This is a genomic window from Desertivirga xinjiangensis (assembly GCF_024436435.1).
In the GTDB taxonomy this organism is placed as follows: domain Bacteria; phylum Bacteroidota; class Bacteroidia; order Sphingobacteriales; family Sphingobacteriaceae; genus Desertivirga; species Desertivirga xinjiangensis.
In genome coordinates, this window is the sequence record NZ_JAFMZP010000002.1 from 483,901 (window position 1) to 497,766 (window position 13,866).

The 13,866-nt window shown below is 43.0% G+C and carries 16 protein-coding genes; 4 read left to right on the forward strand and 12 right to left on the reverse strand.

Annotated features, from left to right (window positions below):
* Window positions 1–22: 22 nt before the first annotated feature.
* The gene (locus tag J3P37_RS06935) at window positions 23–1,027 is read left to right on the forward strand and encodes a GRP family sugar transporter (RefSeq protein ID WP_256010347.1); all 1,005 of its coding nucleotides are present in this window, start codon (window positions 23–25) and stop codon (window positions 1,025–1,027) included.
* A gap of 21 nt (window positions 1,028–1,048) precedes the next feature.
* Here the strand turns inward: J3P37_RS06935 and J3P37_RS06940 are convergent, their stop codons facing one another.
* The 6 genes from J3P37_RS06940 to J3P37_RS06965 all read right to left on the reverse strand — a co-directional run bounded on the left by J3P37_RS06940 (window position 1,049) and on the right by J3P37_RS06965 (window position 4,619).
* Window positions 1,049–1,576 (reverse strand): hypothetical protein, encoded by a 528-nt coding sequence (locus J3P37_RS06940; RefSeq protein ID WP_256010348.1) that lies wholly within the window; start codon window positions 1,574–1,576, stop codon window positions 1,049–1,051.
* Between the two features lie 266 nt (window positions 1,577–1,842).
* Window positions 1,843–2,142 (reverse strand): NAD-dependent epimerase/dehydratase family protein, encoded by a 300-nt coding sequence (locus J3P37_RS06945; protein WP_256010349.1) that lies wholly within the window; start codon window positions 2,140–2,142, stop codon window positions 1,843–1,845.
* A gap of 49 nt (window positions 2,143–2,191) precedes the next feature.
* Window positions 2,192–2,527, reverse strand: a complete 336-nt coding sequence (locus J3P37_RS06950; protein ID WP_256010350.1) for an NAD-dependent epimerase/dehydratase family protein — start codon at window positions 2,525–2,527, stop codon at window positions 2,192–2,194.
* A complete protein-coding gene (locus J3P37_RS06955; protein WP_256010352.1) occupies window positions 2,515–2,652 on the reverse strand; it encodes a hypothetical protein in 138 nt (45 codons plus the stop codon). The genes J3P37_RS06950 and J3P37_RS06955 overlap by 13 nt, the downstream gene beginning before the upstream one ends.
* A gap of 169 nt (window positions 2,653–2,821) precedes the next feature.
* Complete coding sequence (locus J3P37_RS06960; protein ID WP_256010353.1) at window positions 2,822–3,877, reverse strand: hypothetical protein; 1,056 nt, start codon at window positions 3,875–3,877, stop codon at window positions 2,822–2,824.
* Between the two features lie 124 nt (window positions 3,878–4,001).
* Window positions 4,002–4,619 (reverse strand): IS110 family transposase, encoded by a 618-nt coding sequence (locus J3P37_RS06965; RefSeq protein ID WP_256010354.1) that lies wholly within the window; start codon window positions 4,617–4,619, stop codon window positions 4,002–4,004.
* A gap of 307 nt (window positions 4,620–4,926) precedes the next feature.
* Here J3P37_RS06965 and J3P37_RS06970 point away from each other — a divergent pair, with 307 nt between their 5' ends.
* The gene (locus J3P37_RS06970; protein ID WP_256010355.1) at window positions 4,927–5,931 is read left to right on the forward strand and encodes an aldo/keto reductase; all 1,005 of its coding nucleotides are present in this window, start codon (window positions 4,927–4,929) and stop codon (window positions 5,929–5,931) included.
* 17 nt (window positions 5,932–5,948) lie between these two features.
* Window positions 5,949–6,836 (forward strand): helix-turn-helix domain-containing protein, encoded by an 888-nt coding sequence (locus J3P37_RS06975; protein ID WP_256010626.1) that lies wholly within the window; start codon window positions 5,949–5,951, stop codon window positions 6,834–6,836.
* A 130-nt stretch (window positions 6,837–6,966) separates the two neighbouring features.
* On the opposite strand, the gene J3P37_RS06980 is transcribed toward J3P37_RS06975, so the two are convergent.
* From J3P37_RS06980 to J3P37_RS06990, 3 genes are all read right to left on the reverse strand, one after another.
* Window positions 6,967–7,515, reverse strand: coding sequence for a dihydrofolate reductase family protein (locus J3P37_RS06980; RefSeq protein ID WP_256010356.1), 549 nt, complete (start codon window positions 7,513–7,515; stop codon window positions 6,967–6,969).
* 50 nt (window positions 7,516–7,565) lie between these two features.
* Complete coding sequence (locus tag J3P37_RS06985; RefSeq protein WP_256010357.1) at window positions 7,566–8,900, reverse strand: sialate O-acetylesterase; 1,335 nt, start codon at window positions 8,898–8,900, stop codon at window positions 7,566–7,568.
* Window positions 8,901–9,075: 175 nt separating this feature from the next.
* Window positions 9,076–10,962 carry an ATP-binding protein gene (locus J3P37_RS06990; RefSeq protein WP_256010358.1) on the reverse strand — a complete coding sequence of 629 codons (1,887 nt, stop codon included), beginning with the start codon at window positions 10,960–10,962 and terminating at the stop codon, window positions 9,076–9,078.
* Window positions 10,963–11,128: 166 nt separating this feature from the next.
* Here J3P37_RS06990 and J3P37_RS06995 point away from each other — a divergent pair, with 166 nt between their 5' ends.
* Window positions 11,129–11,341: a hypothetical protein gene (locus J3P37_RS06995; RefSeq protein WP_256010359.1), complete on the forward strand. Its 213-nt coding sequence runs from the start codon at window positions 11,129–11,131 to the stop codon at window positions 11,339–11,341.
* Window positions 11,342–11,615: 274 nt separating this feature from the next.
* On the opposite strand, the gene J3P37_RS07000 is transcribed toward J3P37_RS06995, so the two are convergent.
* The 3 genes from J3P37_RS07000 to J3P37_RS23085 all read right to left on the reverse strand — a co-directional run bounded on the left by J3P37_RS07000 (window position 11,616) and on the right by J3P37_RS23085 (window position 13,673).
* On the reverse strand, window positions 11,616–12,221 hold the full coding sequence (locus J3P37_RS07000) for a YceI family protein (RefSeq protein WP_256010360.1): 606 nt from the start codon (window positions 12,219–12,221) through the stop codon (window positions 11,616–11,618).
* Between the two features lie 25 nt (window positions 12,222–12,246).
* A complete protein-coding gene (locus tag J3P37_RS07005) occupies window positions 12,247–12,723 on the reverse strand; it encodes a cupin domain-containing protein (RefSeq protein WP_256010361.1) in 477 nt (158 codons plus the stop codon).
* Window positions 12,724–12,818: 95 nt separating this feature from the next.
* Window positions 12,819–13,673, reverse strand: coding sequence for an AraC family transcriptional regulator (locus J3P37_RS23085; RefSeq protein WP_256010362.1), 855 nt, complete (start codon window positions 13,671–13,673; stop codon window positions 12,819–12,821).
* Window positions 13,674–13,866: the final 193 nt, after the last annotated feature.

Below are 13,866 nucleotides of genomic sequence, written 5' to 3' on the forward strand. Positions count from 1 at the left end.
CGAACCAAATTGAACGAAAGATATGTTTATCATTGAAAGTTATTCTCTTGCAGTAATATTCTGCATAATCACTATGTTATGCTGGGGCTCATGGGCTAACACACAGAAAATGGCTGGCAAAACCTGGCGTTTTGAATTGTTCTATTGGGATTACGTTATCGGGATCTTACTTTTTTCAATAGTTTCTGCATTTACTATGGGTAGTGTTGGCAACCAGGGACGTGATTTTCTGACAGATATAAAACAGGCGGAGGGTGCAAATATCTTAAGCGCGATTTTGGGCGGTGTAATTTTTAACGCTGCGAATATTTTATTGTCTGCCGCAATCGCCATAGCAGGGATGTCTGTTGCCTTTCCTTTAGCTATAGGATTGGCCCTGGTTTTAGGAGTCCTGATCAACTATAACGGAGCACAAATAGGAGATCCTTTTATGTTATTCTCAGGTGTGGCATTAATTGTTGTGGCCATAGTGCTAAATGCAATAGCTTATAAAAGGAAAAGCATAGGGCTGCAAGAAAAGGTATCAGCTAAAGGTATCGCAATCTGCATAACTGCAGGTGTACTCATGGCTTTCTTTTATCGTTTTATTGCAGCATCTATGGACCTGGAAAACTTTGTTTCGCCAGCAGCCGGAAAGATGACCCCTTATACTGCTGTATTTATTTTCTCGACAGGTATCTTGTTAAGCAATTTTGTTTTCAATACGATCCTTATAAGAAGGCCTATTGTTGGTGAACGAACGAGTTATAAGGCCTATTTCAATGGAGGTTTGGGCACTCATCTTACCGGTGTATTAGGTGGTCTGATCTGGGGCTTGGGAAATTCACTGAATTTGATCGCCGCTGGAAAGGCGGGGCCAGCTATTTCGTATGGATTAGGTCAGGGTGCCACGCTGGTAGCAGCCTTGTGGGGCGTTTTTATCTGGAAAGAATTCCGAGATTCGCAGACACGTACGCATGGCTTGTTAATTGCAATGTTCTTTTTCTTTATCGCAGGGCTCAGTCTACTCATCTTTGCAGGTGCATAATTTAACTTGGGCTGTCTGGCTTTATTGGTAGATAATTATAGTTTTTGCCACATTTTGATTCAGGATAGGGTTGACTATATCTGCAATTACTCTATCTCCGGCATCAATTCTACCATCCTGGTTAGTGTCTAAAAATTTTGGTGACCCTACAGAGGGAACAGGTGTTTGGAAGGGAGCAGAGTTTATTTCTGTTTGCGTTTGGAAGATGCCGATAATTAATAAACCATTGATCGTGTTTTTGGCATTACCTTTTTGCGCAGTCAATAAATACTGGTTTTTGAACTCAACCGGAATTGAAGCTACTCCTGCCTGATTTGTAGTTGCAGTATATTGGGGTGTTTTGTTTGTCACATCAGTTTGCGTTGCATAGAGGTTAATGGTTACACCACTTGAGTTACTTAATGCGGTGTTTGATGGACTCCAGCTGTTGCCATCTTTAACCGTGATTTCAAGTGTGGTGGCTGGCGATTCAGGATCATCTTTCTTGTTGCAGGAAGACAATTGAGTAAGGGCCGCGACTCCAACCAAGATAGTAAATAGCGTTTTCATAGTTTTTTAACTAAGTTATTAAAGTGCTTTTGAAAAATTGTTTACAATCTCGTTTACAAAAAACGGGGGTCGGTGACTCTTTAATTGGTCCTTGTTAGTATTATTCACTCCGGTCTTGATAATAAGGATTCCTGTCAATCCTAACCTGTTGTCACTTGTGTGAAAACAGGTTAGGTAGGAGGGTGTTCCGCGATTTCTAACCACTTAATCATTTAGACTGACCAGCGGTTGAATGCTCGTTAAAGCTCAACAGGCTGTACCCGTAGTTACAAATTGTCAAGATCGCTTGCTACATAGTAGCTTGGCACCAAGGGCCGGAAGCCAGTTTTGCTGCGCAGTTTGGAAATATACTGCACGCCCTTGAAAGGATCGTTCGGCGGGCCTTCTGTTTCGTCAAAAGTTTCTGCCGCTTTTCCGACAGAATTAGCGAGTTCATACAATGTGATCGGGGAATCGTCGGCCACGTTAAAGATCTCTCCGCCCAACCCCTCGGTTGTGAGCAGCAGTATCAGTGCCTGGGCGACATCGAGGTGATGCACCATATGCATACGCGAGCCTGAGTGCATATTCAACGCTTTAATATATGGAATAACTTCGGCGATGTGCGGGTCTTTGTCACCATAAACGAGCCAAGGCGCAATATACGGACGTCGAATCCCTGTTTTGCTGCATGTTGATCAATTCCATTTCTGCAGCAATCTTGCTGGAAGAGTAGGCACGGGGATCGTTGATATCTACTTGTTCATCTTCTCTTGCAGGGCGGTGGTATCCTGAACCGTATACATTGGAGGTGCTAGTAAAAACGAAGCGTTTGACGCCGGCTTCGTATGCAGCCTGCGCTAATGCTGTACTCCCTTCGCGGTTGGTTTTGACAATACCTTCGTTATCGGTAAAAGTACGGAACAGTGCGGCAAGGTGGATCACGGCATCCATACCGGTTACGGGTGGCAAGGTGGCCGGTTCACGCAGATCACCGGTAATGGCTCTTGCGCGGGAATGGCGTGAACTTTAAAGCCCTTTAGTCTTAGGTCGGCCAGGTTTAGTCCCGGTATTTCCGTGCTCTCTTGGTTTACCATTTCGGCAAAGTTAAGAAAATCAATTCTGACAGAAGTGAAAGTATGAACGAAGATTTGAAGCAGTGAGAAGGCTTTCAAGCGTTCCCTGTTGGGGAAACAACCAGGAGAAAGTAAGAGAAAGGGCGAGTTGATGATCGTCAAGTCGCCCTTTCGAAGTTTAAAGGAAGAACTACTTGGCTTTTACGGCCACTGGTTCGCTGTAAGTGGTAGTCCCGTCGTGATCTACCTGCGCCAATCTTAAGTAAATGGTATTGACACTAGTAGATTTATCGCCTTGTTGGTCAATCCAGTTGAGGTCTTTTTCTTTCGCGCAAGAGCCAGCAATTATGGTCATCACTGCCAGTAAAGCCGCCAAGCGGTAACGTCTTCTGGAGAAAGGAAGCAGGAGGAACCCTAATAACGTAAAGCCGGCAAGGCTCATATTTGCTATGTTAATCTCTACCTCGTAAGATGCTCCGGAGGCACCGTTGATTGCAGCATCCTGGCGCACAAGGTCTTTCCATGACTTTCCGTCTTTTGAACTTTGCAAGATAAAGTGACTATTGTTGCTTTCCGATGCAGTTTTCCACTTTGCATTTAAAATGCCTGAGTTAGAAAGGCTCGCGGAAAAATTGGTCAGCGAAACAGGTAATACATTGCTATCCTTAACCCAGGTAAATGCGTCTAGTCCAAGATACCTGTAATTACCACCCCCAGTAATCTGCAATTGGTCGATTATGATATTCGAGTAGTTTTGTCCATTAAGGTTGGTTAGATCAATCAATGTATAACCATTTGTTGTTCCAAGGCTCGTCGCAAAGCCTGTGGTTTTAGTTTGGGTGAACTTGGTGACACCACTTAGCTTACCTGTAACGGTCAATGTGCCAGTTACGTTGAGATTCAAATTTGCCGCAGACGCATAAACCCAAAATCTGGGTACTTTAAAAAGGTTGGAGGTCGTCTTGATGCTGAACGAAGGGTTTTCAGGTTGATTGGCTGTGCCAGTATTGTCTATGAAGCGATTGTCGTTTGCTATACCATTCCAGCCCGCGCCTGGATAATTGGCCTGAATGTCAAATAATCCATTGTGAGATAGAATGTTAAAAATTACGCCATTGTCCGTAAAACTTGTGGAACCGTGGGACTCTGTCTCGAACGGTTCGGTACTCGTCTGTGATTTCGCTGCGAAAGTAGCTGTCAGTAACAGTGTAAATAGTGCTAAGGTCTTGTTAAATTGTTTTTTCATCTTTTACAAATTGTTGTTCTTTTGTGTAAAATTATACGGTATTTCAATAAAAATGTTCTTTGACTTTTCATATTCGGTAAAAAAATGCCTTAGTTGCTTTAAAGGAAATAGATACATTTTTAGATTATGCAATATACTGCTGTAAAGCAATGGTACCTGCAGGAGACTCCAGTTCAAGGTTTAACCAATTCAATGCTCTTTTGGACAGGTATTCCTTTTTAGAGACTGATTCAGGCAGGTGTATGCTATAATATATCAGGAAGCTTTTTAGTCTGTTATTGACCCGGGTCACGTCCTTAACTTTTGCTTCCCTAAAGCGAAATAAGCTCCGCAATTCTTGTTGCTCCTGCGTTAAAACGTGAATTCCATGCAGGTTGCCTCTTTCAAGGTGTTCGGCAATGGAACGACTGTCGTGCAGGTCTGTTTTATTCTTCTTCTGTTTATCCGTAGAAGGTATATCAGCGGCATGTACCAGGATATTGTCTATTCCCTGTTTACATAATTCTTCATGAATGCCTGTGCCGCAAAAGCCAGCTTCATACGCTGAATGATAACGGCCTCCCGGAAAATTCCTTTGTAGATAGTTGTTTAGCGATTCCCCTCCTGGCGGTTGAGTAAAACGAGCTACCTCAATACCAAGGCTACGGATGGTTACAGCCCACGATTTTTTGTGGACGTCCAGTCCAACATAAAAATTCTGACCCTTAAAGTCAATGAAATTTTGCAAATTTGTACTAGGCATAAGTGCAGTTATTAATTTGTTAAAACCTTGCGGAACATAAAGTTACCGCTTTGCAAAATTAATTTCGGCCCTCCTTCTGGAGGATGACCGCATACACTGCGCTTATGCTTTTCTTACATAATTACTCCTTTTTAATCCTTGAAGCTCCTCCGGAACTCCTAAGGACAGACAAAAGCTTAAATAACGACATTGGGCAGGAAGGGACGGCAGTAGACGTAAGAGGAACAGAATCAATAATAGGTAATTTGCTTACAAGCTTCAGGGGTTTGCATACATGCGTTCCATTTGGCTTACTGATCTTTGAATCATGGAAATAAAACAAATAGCATTGGGCAGCCAGGGCTTGGTTGTACCAGTGATCGGCCTGGGCTGTATGGGCATGACAGGTTTTGAAGAAGGGAATATGTATGGTCCTGCGGATGAGCAGGAAGCCGTCGCAACCATCAATCGTTCGCTGGAGTTGGGCGGCAATTTTTTGGATACTGCCGATCTGTATGGGCCGCTGAAAAATGAGCAGTTGATCGCTAAAGCAATCAGTGGTAAACGTGATCAGTTTATTTTGGCCACTAAGTTTGGCTGGGAGATCGATGACAACAATAAAGTAACCTGGGCCATTAATGGTAAAAGGGACTATGTAAAGAAGTCTATAGAGCGTTCGCTAAAGAATCTCAATACCGATTACATCGATCTGTATTATTTGCACCGTCTGGATAAAAATACGCCGGTCGAGGAAACGATTGGAGCGATGGCGGAGCTGGTTAAGGAAGGTAAAGTAGGTTATATCGGTTTGTCCGAAGTTTCGTCTGAAACGGTTAAGCGGGCGCATGCCGTGCATCCAATTACTGCTGTACAAAGCGAGTACTCTTTGTTTGAGCGGACCGTGGAAGAACGCGGGGTTTTGACGACCTTAAAGGAACTGGGTATTGGGTTTGTAGCTTACTCACCCTTGGGCCGTGGTTTTTTATCGGGACAGATCAAAAGCATCGATGACCTGCCGGAGAATGATTTCCGCAGAGCAATCCCGCGTTTCCAGGGAGAAATGTTTAATAAGAATATTGAATTGGTTAAGGCAATTGAAGCCATGGCCGAAGCAAAGAACGTCACTTCTTCGCAGCTGGCTTTGGCCTGGATCATGAGCAAGGGGATTGTACCGATCCCGGGGACGAAACGCAGAAAGTACCTGGAGCAAAACCTTGCCGCGACTACCATCGAGTTGACGCAAGCAGATCTTTCACAACTGGAGAGCATTGTGCCTTTGGGTACTGACACGGGCGCACCTTATGATGAGTTCAGTATGGGCTTAATTGATTAATTTTGAGTATGCACTCCATTAATTCAATTAACTCTATCTCGGAATTTCACCGCTTGCTGTCATTGCCAGAGCCTCGCCACCCGCTGGTGAGCGTGATCAATCTGGCGGAAAGTGTTTTTCTGGAAGACGAGGTCTGGAAAGGTTTTGTTAACCGCTTTTATTGCGTGGCGCTCAAACGCGAAGCCAAAGGCAAGATCAGGTACGGACAGCAGCATTATGATTACGATAAAGGAGTATTAAGTTTTACCGCGCCTAACCAGGTGCAGCAACTGGACCTGCAAAATATGGAATGCGGGTCCGGTTATCTCCTGATCTTTCACCCGGACTTCCTGTTACAGCATGCTCTGGCGACCAGCATTCATCACTACGGTTTTTTCGATTATGCCGTTAATGAAGCGCTGCACCTGTCGGCCGAGGAAGAAGATGACCTGATCACCATCCTCCATAAAATTGATAAGGAGTGCCAGCATATCGATAAGCATACCCAGGAGATCATTCTGACGCAAATTGAGAGCCTGCTAAAATACTCCAACCGCTTTTATGAGCGGCAGTTTTTAACCCGCAAAAATAATAGTTTAGATCTCCTCACCAGGTTCGAGCAGTTGATCGATGATTACTTTAAAAGTGAGGTACGGGGCTTGCTCACGGTACAATATATTGCCGGGCAGATGAACCTGTCGCCGAACTACCTGAGTGACCTGCTTCGGGTTCATACCGGGCAGAACACACAGCAGCATATTCATGAAAAACTAATTGCGAAAGCCAAAGAAAAGCTCTCCACAACAAGTCTTTCGGTCAGCGAGATCGCCTATGCCCTGGGCTTTGAGCACGCGCAATCCTTCAGCACGCTCTTCAAAAAAAAGACGAATTTATCGCCGCTGGAATTTCGACAGGCGTTTAACTGATTACCAGGGACAAACAGATATAGGCCTGTCTGCATAGCAGTAAACCAAGCATGTCGATTTATGTTAAAACCTGACCTGGGTAAAAGATGTGGAGCAAGAGAATGTCGAAATTAATGCTTTCGCTGATAAATTAGTTTACCGGTTCATAGTAAAGAGTCACAGCACCGCCGCTAAAGGTTTTGGTCTTTATGAGTTTGAGAAGAATTTTTTCGCTGATGTTTTTAAATAGGGGCAAACCACTTCCTGCGATAACAGGATGAACACAAATTTGATATTCGTCTATTAACTTAAGTTTCGTCAAAGCTACAATCAAGCCCGGACTGCAAACAAAGACGTCATTACCCGATTGTTGTTTGAGGTCCAGAACTTCTTTCTCAAGGTCTTGACTTGCTAATTTCGCACTTTTCCAATCCACACTTTTCATTGTGCGGGAAAAAACAATCTTTGGAGCGTTGTCCATTGCGACTGCAAAATCGTCCATGGCCTTATCGCCTGTAGGCTTTTCCAGCACGGTTCGCCAAAATTCCATTAGCTGGTAAGTTATCCTGCCATACAAGAGGGCATCAGCACTTCTCACCAGGTCAGCGTAATGCTGATGTATTTCTTCGTCAGGGACAATTGAGGTATGGTTACAAAACCCATCAAGGGTCATATTGATTGCTGCAATGATCTTTCTCATACTGTTTTGTTCAAGTTAATCATCATTTTCAAGTTCATGTATATCGGTTCTCACAACTGGTAACTAAACTGATAGCACCAATTGTGCAAAGGGTAGACCTTATTAAGTATTTTCATTTTCAACTCATTTCCCTGCGAGTCTCTTAGATTTCCTCTTGGACCATGTTTATAACCGTTTTTCCCACGCAGACCATTGACGGCATACCTCACTTTACAGCCTGCGGGGGATCTCTTACAAAAAAGCTTTATTGTATTATCCTTCAGGAGTACATTTCGAAGGATGTTGACGTTTTTAGGGGATACTACACTAAATCCATAGTTAGCAGCTTTCAATACAGCCACAGTATCCAGGACAAGTGGTGAATGGGGTACGGCAAAATCAATTAAAACAGTGTCGCCGGAAATAGTGGTATTTCGGGGAAACAACCCCCCGATTGGCTTCGACTCAAGCATCCTGACGACTGAGAGCCCGGCCATGTAACCGAGTCTTTTTTGTGATATTCCATCAAGGTGCACACGTTCATCGACGAAGCTGTAGGGATAGGTGGGGCCACTTCCAAAAAATAAAGAATCTTCCTGTATCAACTCTAATTGCCCCTGCGGTACGAAAACTTCCTTAGCATTAAAAGTCGCCTCGTTGAAGCTTTTAGACAATGTGAGGCAATTGGTCTGGTAGGAGATGCAGGCAACGTCCTGGGGCTGTCCGGTAATTGCTTTAATGTCTTCAGACAGGTTCAGCTGGAACATTTTCAGGTCTTTCTTATAGTTGGTCGACTTTTTCCACACAATATCATTTTCTCCCTGCATCCAGCAAAAAGCAGGAACGATAAATTTCCAGCCTTTTTCCCTGGCTTTATTATGCGCCTTTTTTATTTCATCAAGAAATTTCACATATGGCTTGCTTCCCCTGCCAAGATCGACAATACTTGTTGCGCCCTGCCCGCCGGGAAATGTACAGATCATTATACTATCGAGAGCTCCTTTTTTCTGCAAATAGGCAGCTACAACTTCTGACATCCCATATATCGAGAGCTCAAAAGCGCGCCTTTTATCACCCAGAATCTTTTTCATCCGTTGTTTAAAATGGGTGTCAGACAGATATCCAAACTCTCCATCAAGGTTCTCGGTTACTACATGATTTAAGGTCTTTTTCGATAAAGAATCAAAATCCGTAACCCTGACAGCCTCTTCACCTAATGCCAGACTTTGCCCGTAAACCGGTATTGCCAGCACCGTACGCTGTTGTTCGCCGGACTTTTTGTTACAGCCTAGACAAATTAAAAGTAATAAGAGGATTAGAGGAAAGCTTAATTTCATTTCCTTACCGGTATTCTTTTCCACCGAAAACATAGGTGAAAAGACAAACAAAGAGCTACTTTCCTTCATTCATTTATGACGGCTGAATATAAGCAATTTTCGTGCTATCAGAAACATAGGGGAATTTTTCGGGGCTTTACATCTCCGGCTCAAGACGCCGGAGTTCTTAGAAAAAATACAAATAATATGCCGAAGCATTCTCCATTGAGTTTCAAATAATAGCAGGATGTATTCTTTTTATACTCTAAGAAAAAGGATTAATTGGAATCGTAAACCAAAACGAACTTCCTTTTCCATCATCACTATTTACTCCTATTTTACCGCCATGTTTTTTAATGATCTCTGCGCAGATGTATAGTCCTAACCCTAGACCTGAATATTGCATTCCACTGCTGTCTGCCCTGTAATATCTGTCGAAAAGGTACGGGATCTTGTCCTTCGAGACACCAGGACCATTATCTGTGACAGAGATTTTTACTGATTGCTCTTCTTTAGCCAGGTCAACGAAAATTTCTTTTGATCGAGCCGCATATTTTATTGCGTTATTAATAAAATTTAACAATACCTGCTCAATTCGATCGGGATCTGCATATACTTCCAGTTCTTTGTCCCCCCGAAGTATTATTGAATATTCACCTGCCTCACGAATATGATGGCAACAATTGTTCACAAGTTCGCCCGGTCTAAACCATGCCCTGCGAAGATGAATCTGTCCTTGGTTTGATTTGCTGGCATTTAACAGGTCATCTATGAGTGCAGTTACCTTTGCGATGCTAATATTGCTTTGTTCAACTAATTTAACCGTTGTGTTATCGGGCAACCGACCTTTCATTCTACCAAGTAATTGGAGGGAAGCCTTTAAGCTGGTTATTGGTGTTTTTAGTTCGTGGCTGGCAATACTTATAAAATCATCCTTTTGCTGTTGCAGCATTTTAAGTTCATGAATATCTGTGGAAGTGCCTATCCAGAAATCGACTTTTCCATTTCTTTTTAAGATAGGTCTGATGCGAGTTAAATGCCACCTGAAATTTCCATCAGCCTGCTTATAACGGGTTTCTATGTCTTCCTCAATTCCGGTTTCCCTTATTTTTTGACAGATTTCCAGTGCAGATTGCAAGTCATCTCGATGGAGCACCTGCTGCCATCCATATCCACTGGATTGCTTGAAATCGAGCCCCGTGTATGAATACCACTGCTTATTGAAAAAGGTGGCTAATCCTTCATCCGTAATTGTCCATGAAATTTGAGGCATAGCCTCCAGAATAGCATTGAATTTATCAACGTCTTCTTCTGCACGTTTTCGTGCTTTAACCTGTTCAGTTACCTCATAGGCAAAAACCAGAATGCCATCAATTACGCCATCTCCGTTATACCTGGGTTTATAAATAAAATTCCAATAAATATCTTCAGGCTCACTGCCTTCATGTCTTGCCAGTACGGTTAATACCTCTTTCCCCTCGAATGTCTCTCCCTTAAGATAAACCTTGGAAAGGATATCCATAAGAGGGTGCCCGTCCATCTCCGGTAAGGCTTCCAGAATAGATTTTCCAAGAAGAGAACGGCCCGGAAATATAATTTGATAGGTAGGATTAACAAGTTCAAAAACGAAATCAGCACCCTTAACAATACAAATCGCTCCGGGTGCCTCCATAAAAAGAGAGTGCAATTCTTTCGTTTTCAATTCTGCCACTTCAGTTGCAATCCGCTCTTTTCTTGCCAGCTCAAATGCATCGGTAATGTCAACTGTTGTGTGGATAATATACTTTATATTTCCATCGGCATCTATTACCGGGTTATTGAATGCCCTCCAGTACCTGGTCTCAAAGGAATTTGTTCCTCTGACCGGGATATCATATCGCTGCGTAGGCAGAGATGTTTCAGATTTTTTTAGTACACATTCGATCAGGCTGTTTTTTAAAGCCTGAACACTTCCCGTTTCCAAATCATCGGGATTTTCTGGAAAAGCTTCAAAGAGGCCTAGGCCAACAATATCCCCAGGGTTAGTGCCGGTTACTTTTAAATATGCGGGATTACCATATATAATGGTAAAAGACGGCGTATCTGGCTTGAGAACTATAGTAGGAGGCGCCGAGAGCAGTGATTGCTGAATTTCGTTTGAGATACGGTACATGTAAGATAGTTATTGGACAAGCTAGCAATTATAATGCAAAGAGATACTGAAAAGATAAGAAACATCATTCTTATTTCTTTATCCCTTAAAAAACTCGAGGCTGTTGTACAAAGTGTCGTAGAGAAGAAACCATTCACTTTGGCGAATTGTAACAGATGTTATATATTTGAGAACACTTATGGAAAGGATAAAAGACATTCAACTTGTTCAGGAAGGAGACATGATGCATTATAGCGACAACCTTTCTGTTGTTTCCTCTGTGGATATCGAAAATAACAAAGTATACATAAAGGTAGACAATGGAGATATCGTCGGAATGAAAATCGAAGATTTTTCCCGTTGTACGTTCTTTAGAAATCGACCACAACGTTATTATTAGCAAGGGTTAGTACTTTTCTCCCTAATCAACGAATGAGTTTCACCCCGCCCTCTTATAAAGTAGGCATTGGCGCTTCTGCAGGAGGTATTAAGCCACTCAAATCAGAAATCGCATGAAAGTTAGAGACAGCATAACGGATCCTTCGAGGTAGAAGGTGTGATAAGCGAATAGATTCTATCGGCGCCTTTAAAGCGACTAAAAAAGTCATGCTAAGATATCTTTTTATAGTCTACTTATAGTTTAAAAAAACCGGCCGGATCGGCCGGCTACGTGTTTAGTCACGGATGGAAGTAATGTTCAGCGTTATTTCAACCTCAGGTAACAGATACAGGGACTCCTCCGGATCGTTATAACTGTTCATTCCCCAATTCAACCTGTTTATTTTGAAATAGGCATCTGTATGCACTGTGGTTCCCTCGCTGGTAATTTTTGCCGGGAAACTTATTTGATGGGTTTGACCAATCATGGAGAAATCCCCCGTCACTACATAATTTGCACCTTCAACTGCCGAACTTGTTCCTCTCAAGTATGGTGATACTGAAGTAATATGAAATTTAGCATCAGGATGCAGTGCAAGGTTAAAAAAATCAGGGCTTTTCAAATGGGCAAGCAGGTCTTCTCTCGGGCCCTCAGGCAAGTCATAGTTTTTAATGCTGCTTATAGGAATATTAAATTCGCCCCCGCTGATCACTCCTTTACTGTTCATCTTCAGTTCTCCCTCTACGTCAAATGAACCTTCATGAAAGTGATCGGTTGCACTTCCTTTCCATTCAACCTTAGAAGCGTCCGCCTTAACAATGTAGGTGCTTGTTCTTTCCTCATCTTTCTGACAAGACACCAATAGTGTAAGCGCAAGTACCGGCGCAGATAAGTATTTCATTTTCATAATAGTAGTTTTTCCGATCTTATAAGAATGTGACGCCATAAGCCTCTGACAGCCGCGATGTAAGCTGGGCAACAAGCTCTAAGGGCGGAGGTCCCATAGGAGGGAAAACCTGCAGCTCGCCGGTTGCGGGGGTACTAAACTCGATAAAGTAATTCCACAAGGCGCCCGGTGTTATTACGGTGATAAAAGTAGCCTGCTTGCTCATTATCTTGAATGTATGAGGAACCTTTCGCGGAGCAAATACTGCATCTCCTGGCTTTGCTGTTCGTTGTTCCCCATCTATGTTAAAAGCCATTTCACCTTCCAACACATAAAACGTCTCATCTTCGTTTTCATGTAAGTGAAGGGGTGGTTCTGCACCCTCCGGTAAAACCATTTCAATTACGGCCATTTCACCCGAGCTTTCTTCCGGTGAAATAAGGGTTTTGAAATAGCCTCCCTGATAATTCCTGTAAATACTGTTTGCTTCTAAAGCTGTCTCAATGCTCTCTTTCATAAATATTTCTGCTGTATTTTTCCTGCAAAAATGGCTTGCCGGAGGGACAATGTTTTGTAAAAAACCGACATGCTCAGATGTGAGGCAAGCTACAATCATCCATAGAGGTTAGTGAAGCATTTACCATGAGTGACATAGAACTCACCTGTTGCGTTCTTTTTAAGACGCGAAGCGCGGAGGCCGGTGAGACGGGTAAAATCCCTGGAGAAATGAGCCGGGTCAAAGTATCCCAATTCATAGGCAAGGTTTGAGAGCGACTGATCCGGGTTCTTGTTAAGACGAGTAAAGGCAGCATTCAGACGAATAAAGCGGCCGAGCTCTTTTGGCGAGAGCCCTACTTTTGCCCGAAAGATACGTTCCAGTTGTCGCCCGGTAATTCCAAGCTGCTGCTCAAGGTGGGCAAGACGGTAACTGCCGGTACTTTGGTAAAGCTGCGACAAGGTATGTTCTACATAAGCTTCCTGAGCCGTCTCTGGCAATAGTTTCTGGCTGAAAAATTTGTTGAGTACCTCTACCCGCGACAGATCATCCCTGGCTTCAAACAGGCTTTCGAGTACTTCATTGGCCTGGTTTCCCCAGATATTTTCCAAAGCGATGCATGGCAGATCAGTAAATTCATCCATCTGGTAAGCCATTATACGCTGGATACCGGCAGGTTTAAACTGCACCTTTGTCAGACGCGTATGACCATGGAATTTTAACCAGATAGGGTTTCTCAGTTGTCCGACAATAAAGGAGCGCGGGGTGGTCTTCATCTCTTCCTCAGCATTTTTCAGACTGTATTCATGTAGGTCTCCGTAAAGGAATAACATAGAAATTTGTCCGAAAGGAATAAGTCTCCAAACATCAGACATGAAAGAATTCGTTTTCCAGTCTATATCAACGATCATGTAATGATCGATGTATTGAGCCAGAGAAGCTTGGGGCAGGTAGACTTCGGTTGTGTTCACGTATTGAGATTTTGATCAGGAATTAAGATGGATAATTATGGGATGCGAATTTAGATCACTGCAAATAGCAATCAAGTTCTGTCGACAAAGGGCAGGATTTGTCGATAGAAGACAAGGTTCAAAGCTGGTTAGCAAGGGTTGAGAAACGCTTAGAAAAAGATATCAAAAAAATATTAGATAGATATCCGAAAGG

Excerpts from the sequence above, each read along its gene's own strand:
- J3P37_RS06935 (WP_256010347.1), top strand. The coding sequence starts at position 23 with ATGTTTATCATTGAAAGTTATTCTCTTGCAGTAATATTCTGCATAATC.
- J3P37_RS06940 (WP_256010348.1), bottom strand. The coding sequence starts at position 1,576 with ATGAAAACGCTATTTACTATCTTGGTTGGAGTCGCGGCCCTTACTCAA.
- J3P37_RS06945 (WP_256010349.1), bottom strand. The coding sequence starts at position 2,142 with ATGCACTCAGGCTCGCGTATGCATATGGTGCATCACCTCGATGTCGCC.
- J3P37_RS06955 (WP_256010352.1), bottom strand. The coding sequence starts at position 2,652 with ATGGTAAACCAAGAGAGCACGGAAATACCGGGACTAAACCTGGCCGAC.
- J3P37_RS06960 (WP_256010353.1), bottom strand. The coding sequence starts at position 3,877 with ATGAAAAAACAATTTAACAAGACCTTAGCACTATTTACACTGTTACTG.
- J3P37_RS06965 (WP_256010354.1), bottom strand. The coding sequence starts at position 4,619 with ATGCCTAGTACAAATTTGCAAAATTTCATTGACTTTAAGGGTCAGAAT.
- J3P37_RS06970 (WP_256010355.1), top strand. The coding sequence starts at position 4,927 with ATGGAAATAAAACAAATAGCATTGGGCAGCCAGGGCTTGGTTGTACCA.
- J3P37_RS06980 (WP_256010356.1), bottom strand. The coding sequence starts at position 7,515 with ATGAGAAAGATCATTGCAGCAATCAATATGACCCTTGATGGGTTTTGT.
- J3P37_RS06985 (WP_256010357.1), bottom strand. The coding sequence starts at position 8,900 with ATGAAGGAAAGTAGCTCTTTGTTTGTCTTTTCACCTATGTTTTCGGTG.
- J3P37_RS06990 (WP_256010358.1), bottom strand. The coding sequence starts at position 10,962 with ATGTACCGTATCTCAAACGAAATTCAGCAATCACTGCTCTCGGCGCCT.
- J3P37_RS07000 (WP_256010360.1), bottom strand. The coding sequence starts at position 12,221 with ATGAAATACTTATCTGCGCCGGTACTTGCGCTTACACTATTGGTGTCT.
- J3P37_RS07005 (WP_256010361.1), bottom strand. The coding sequence starts at position 12,723 with ATGAAAGAGAGCATTGAGACAGCTTTAGAAGCAAACAGTATTTACAGG.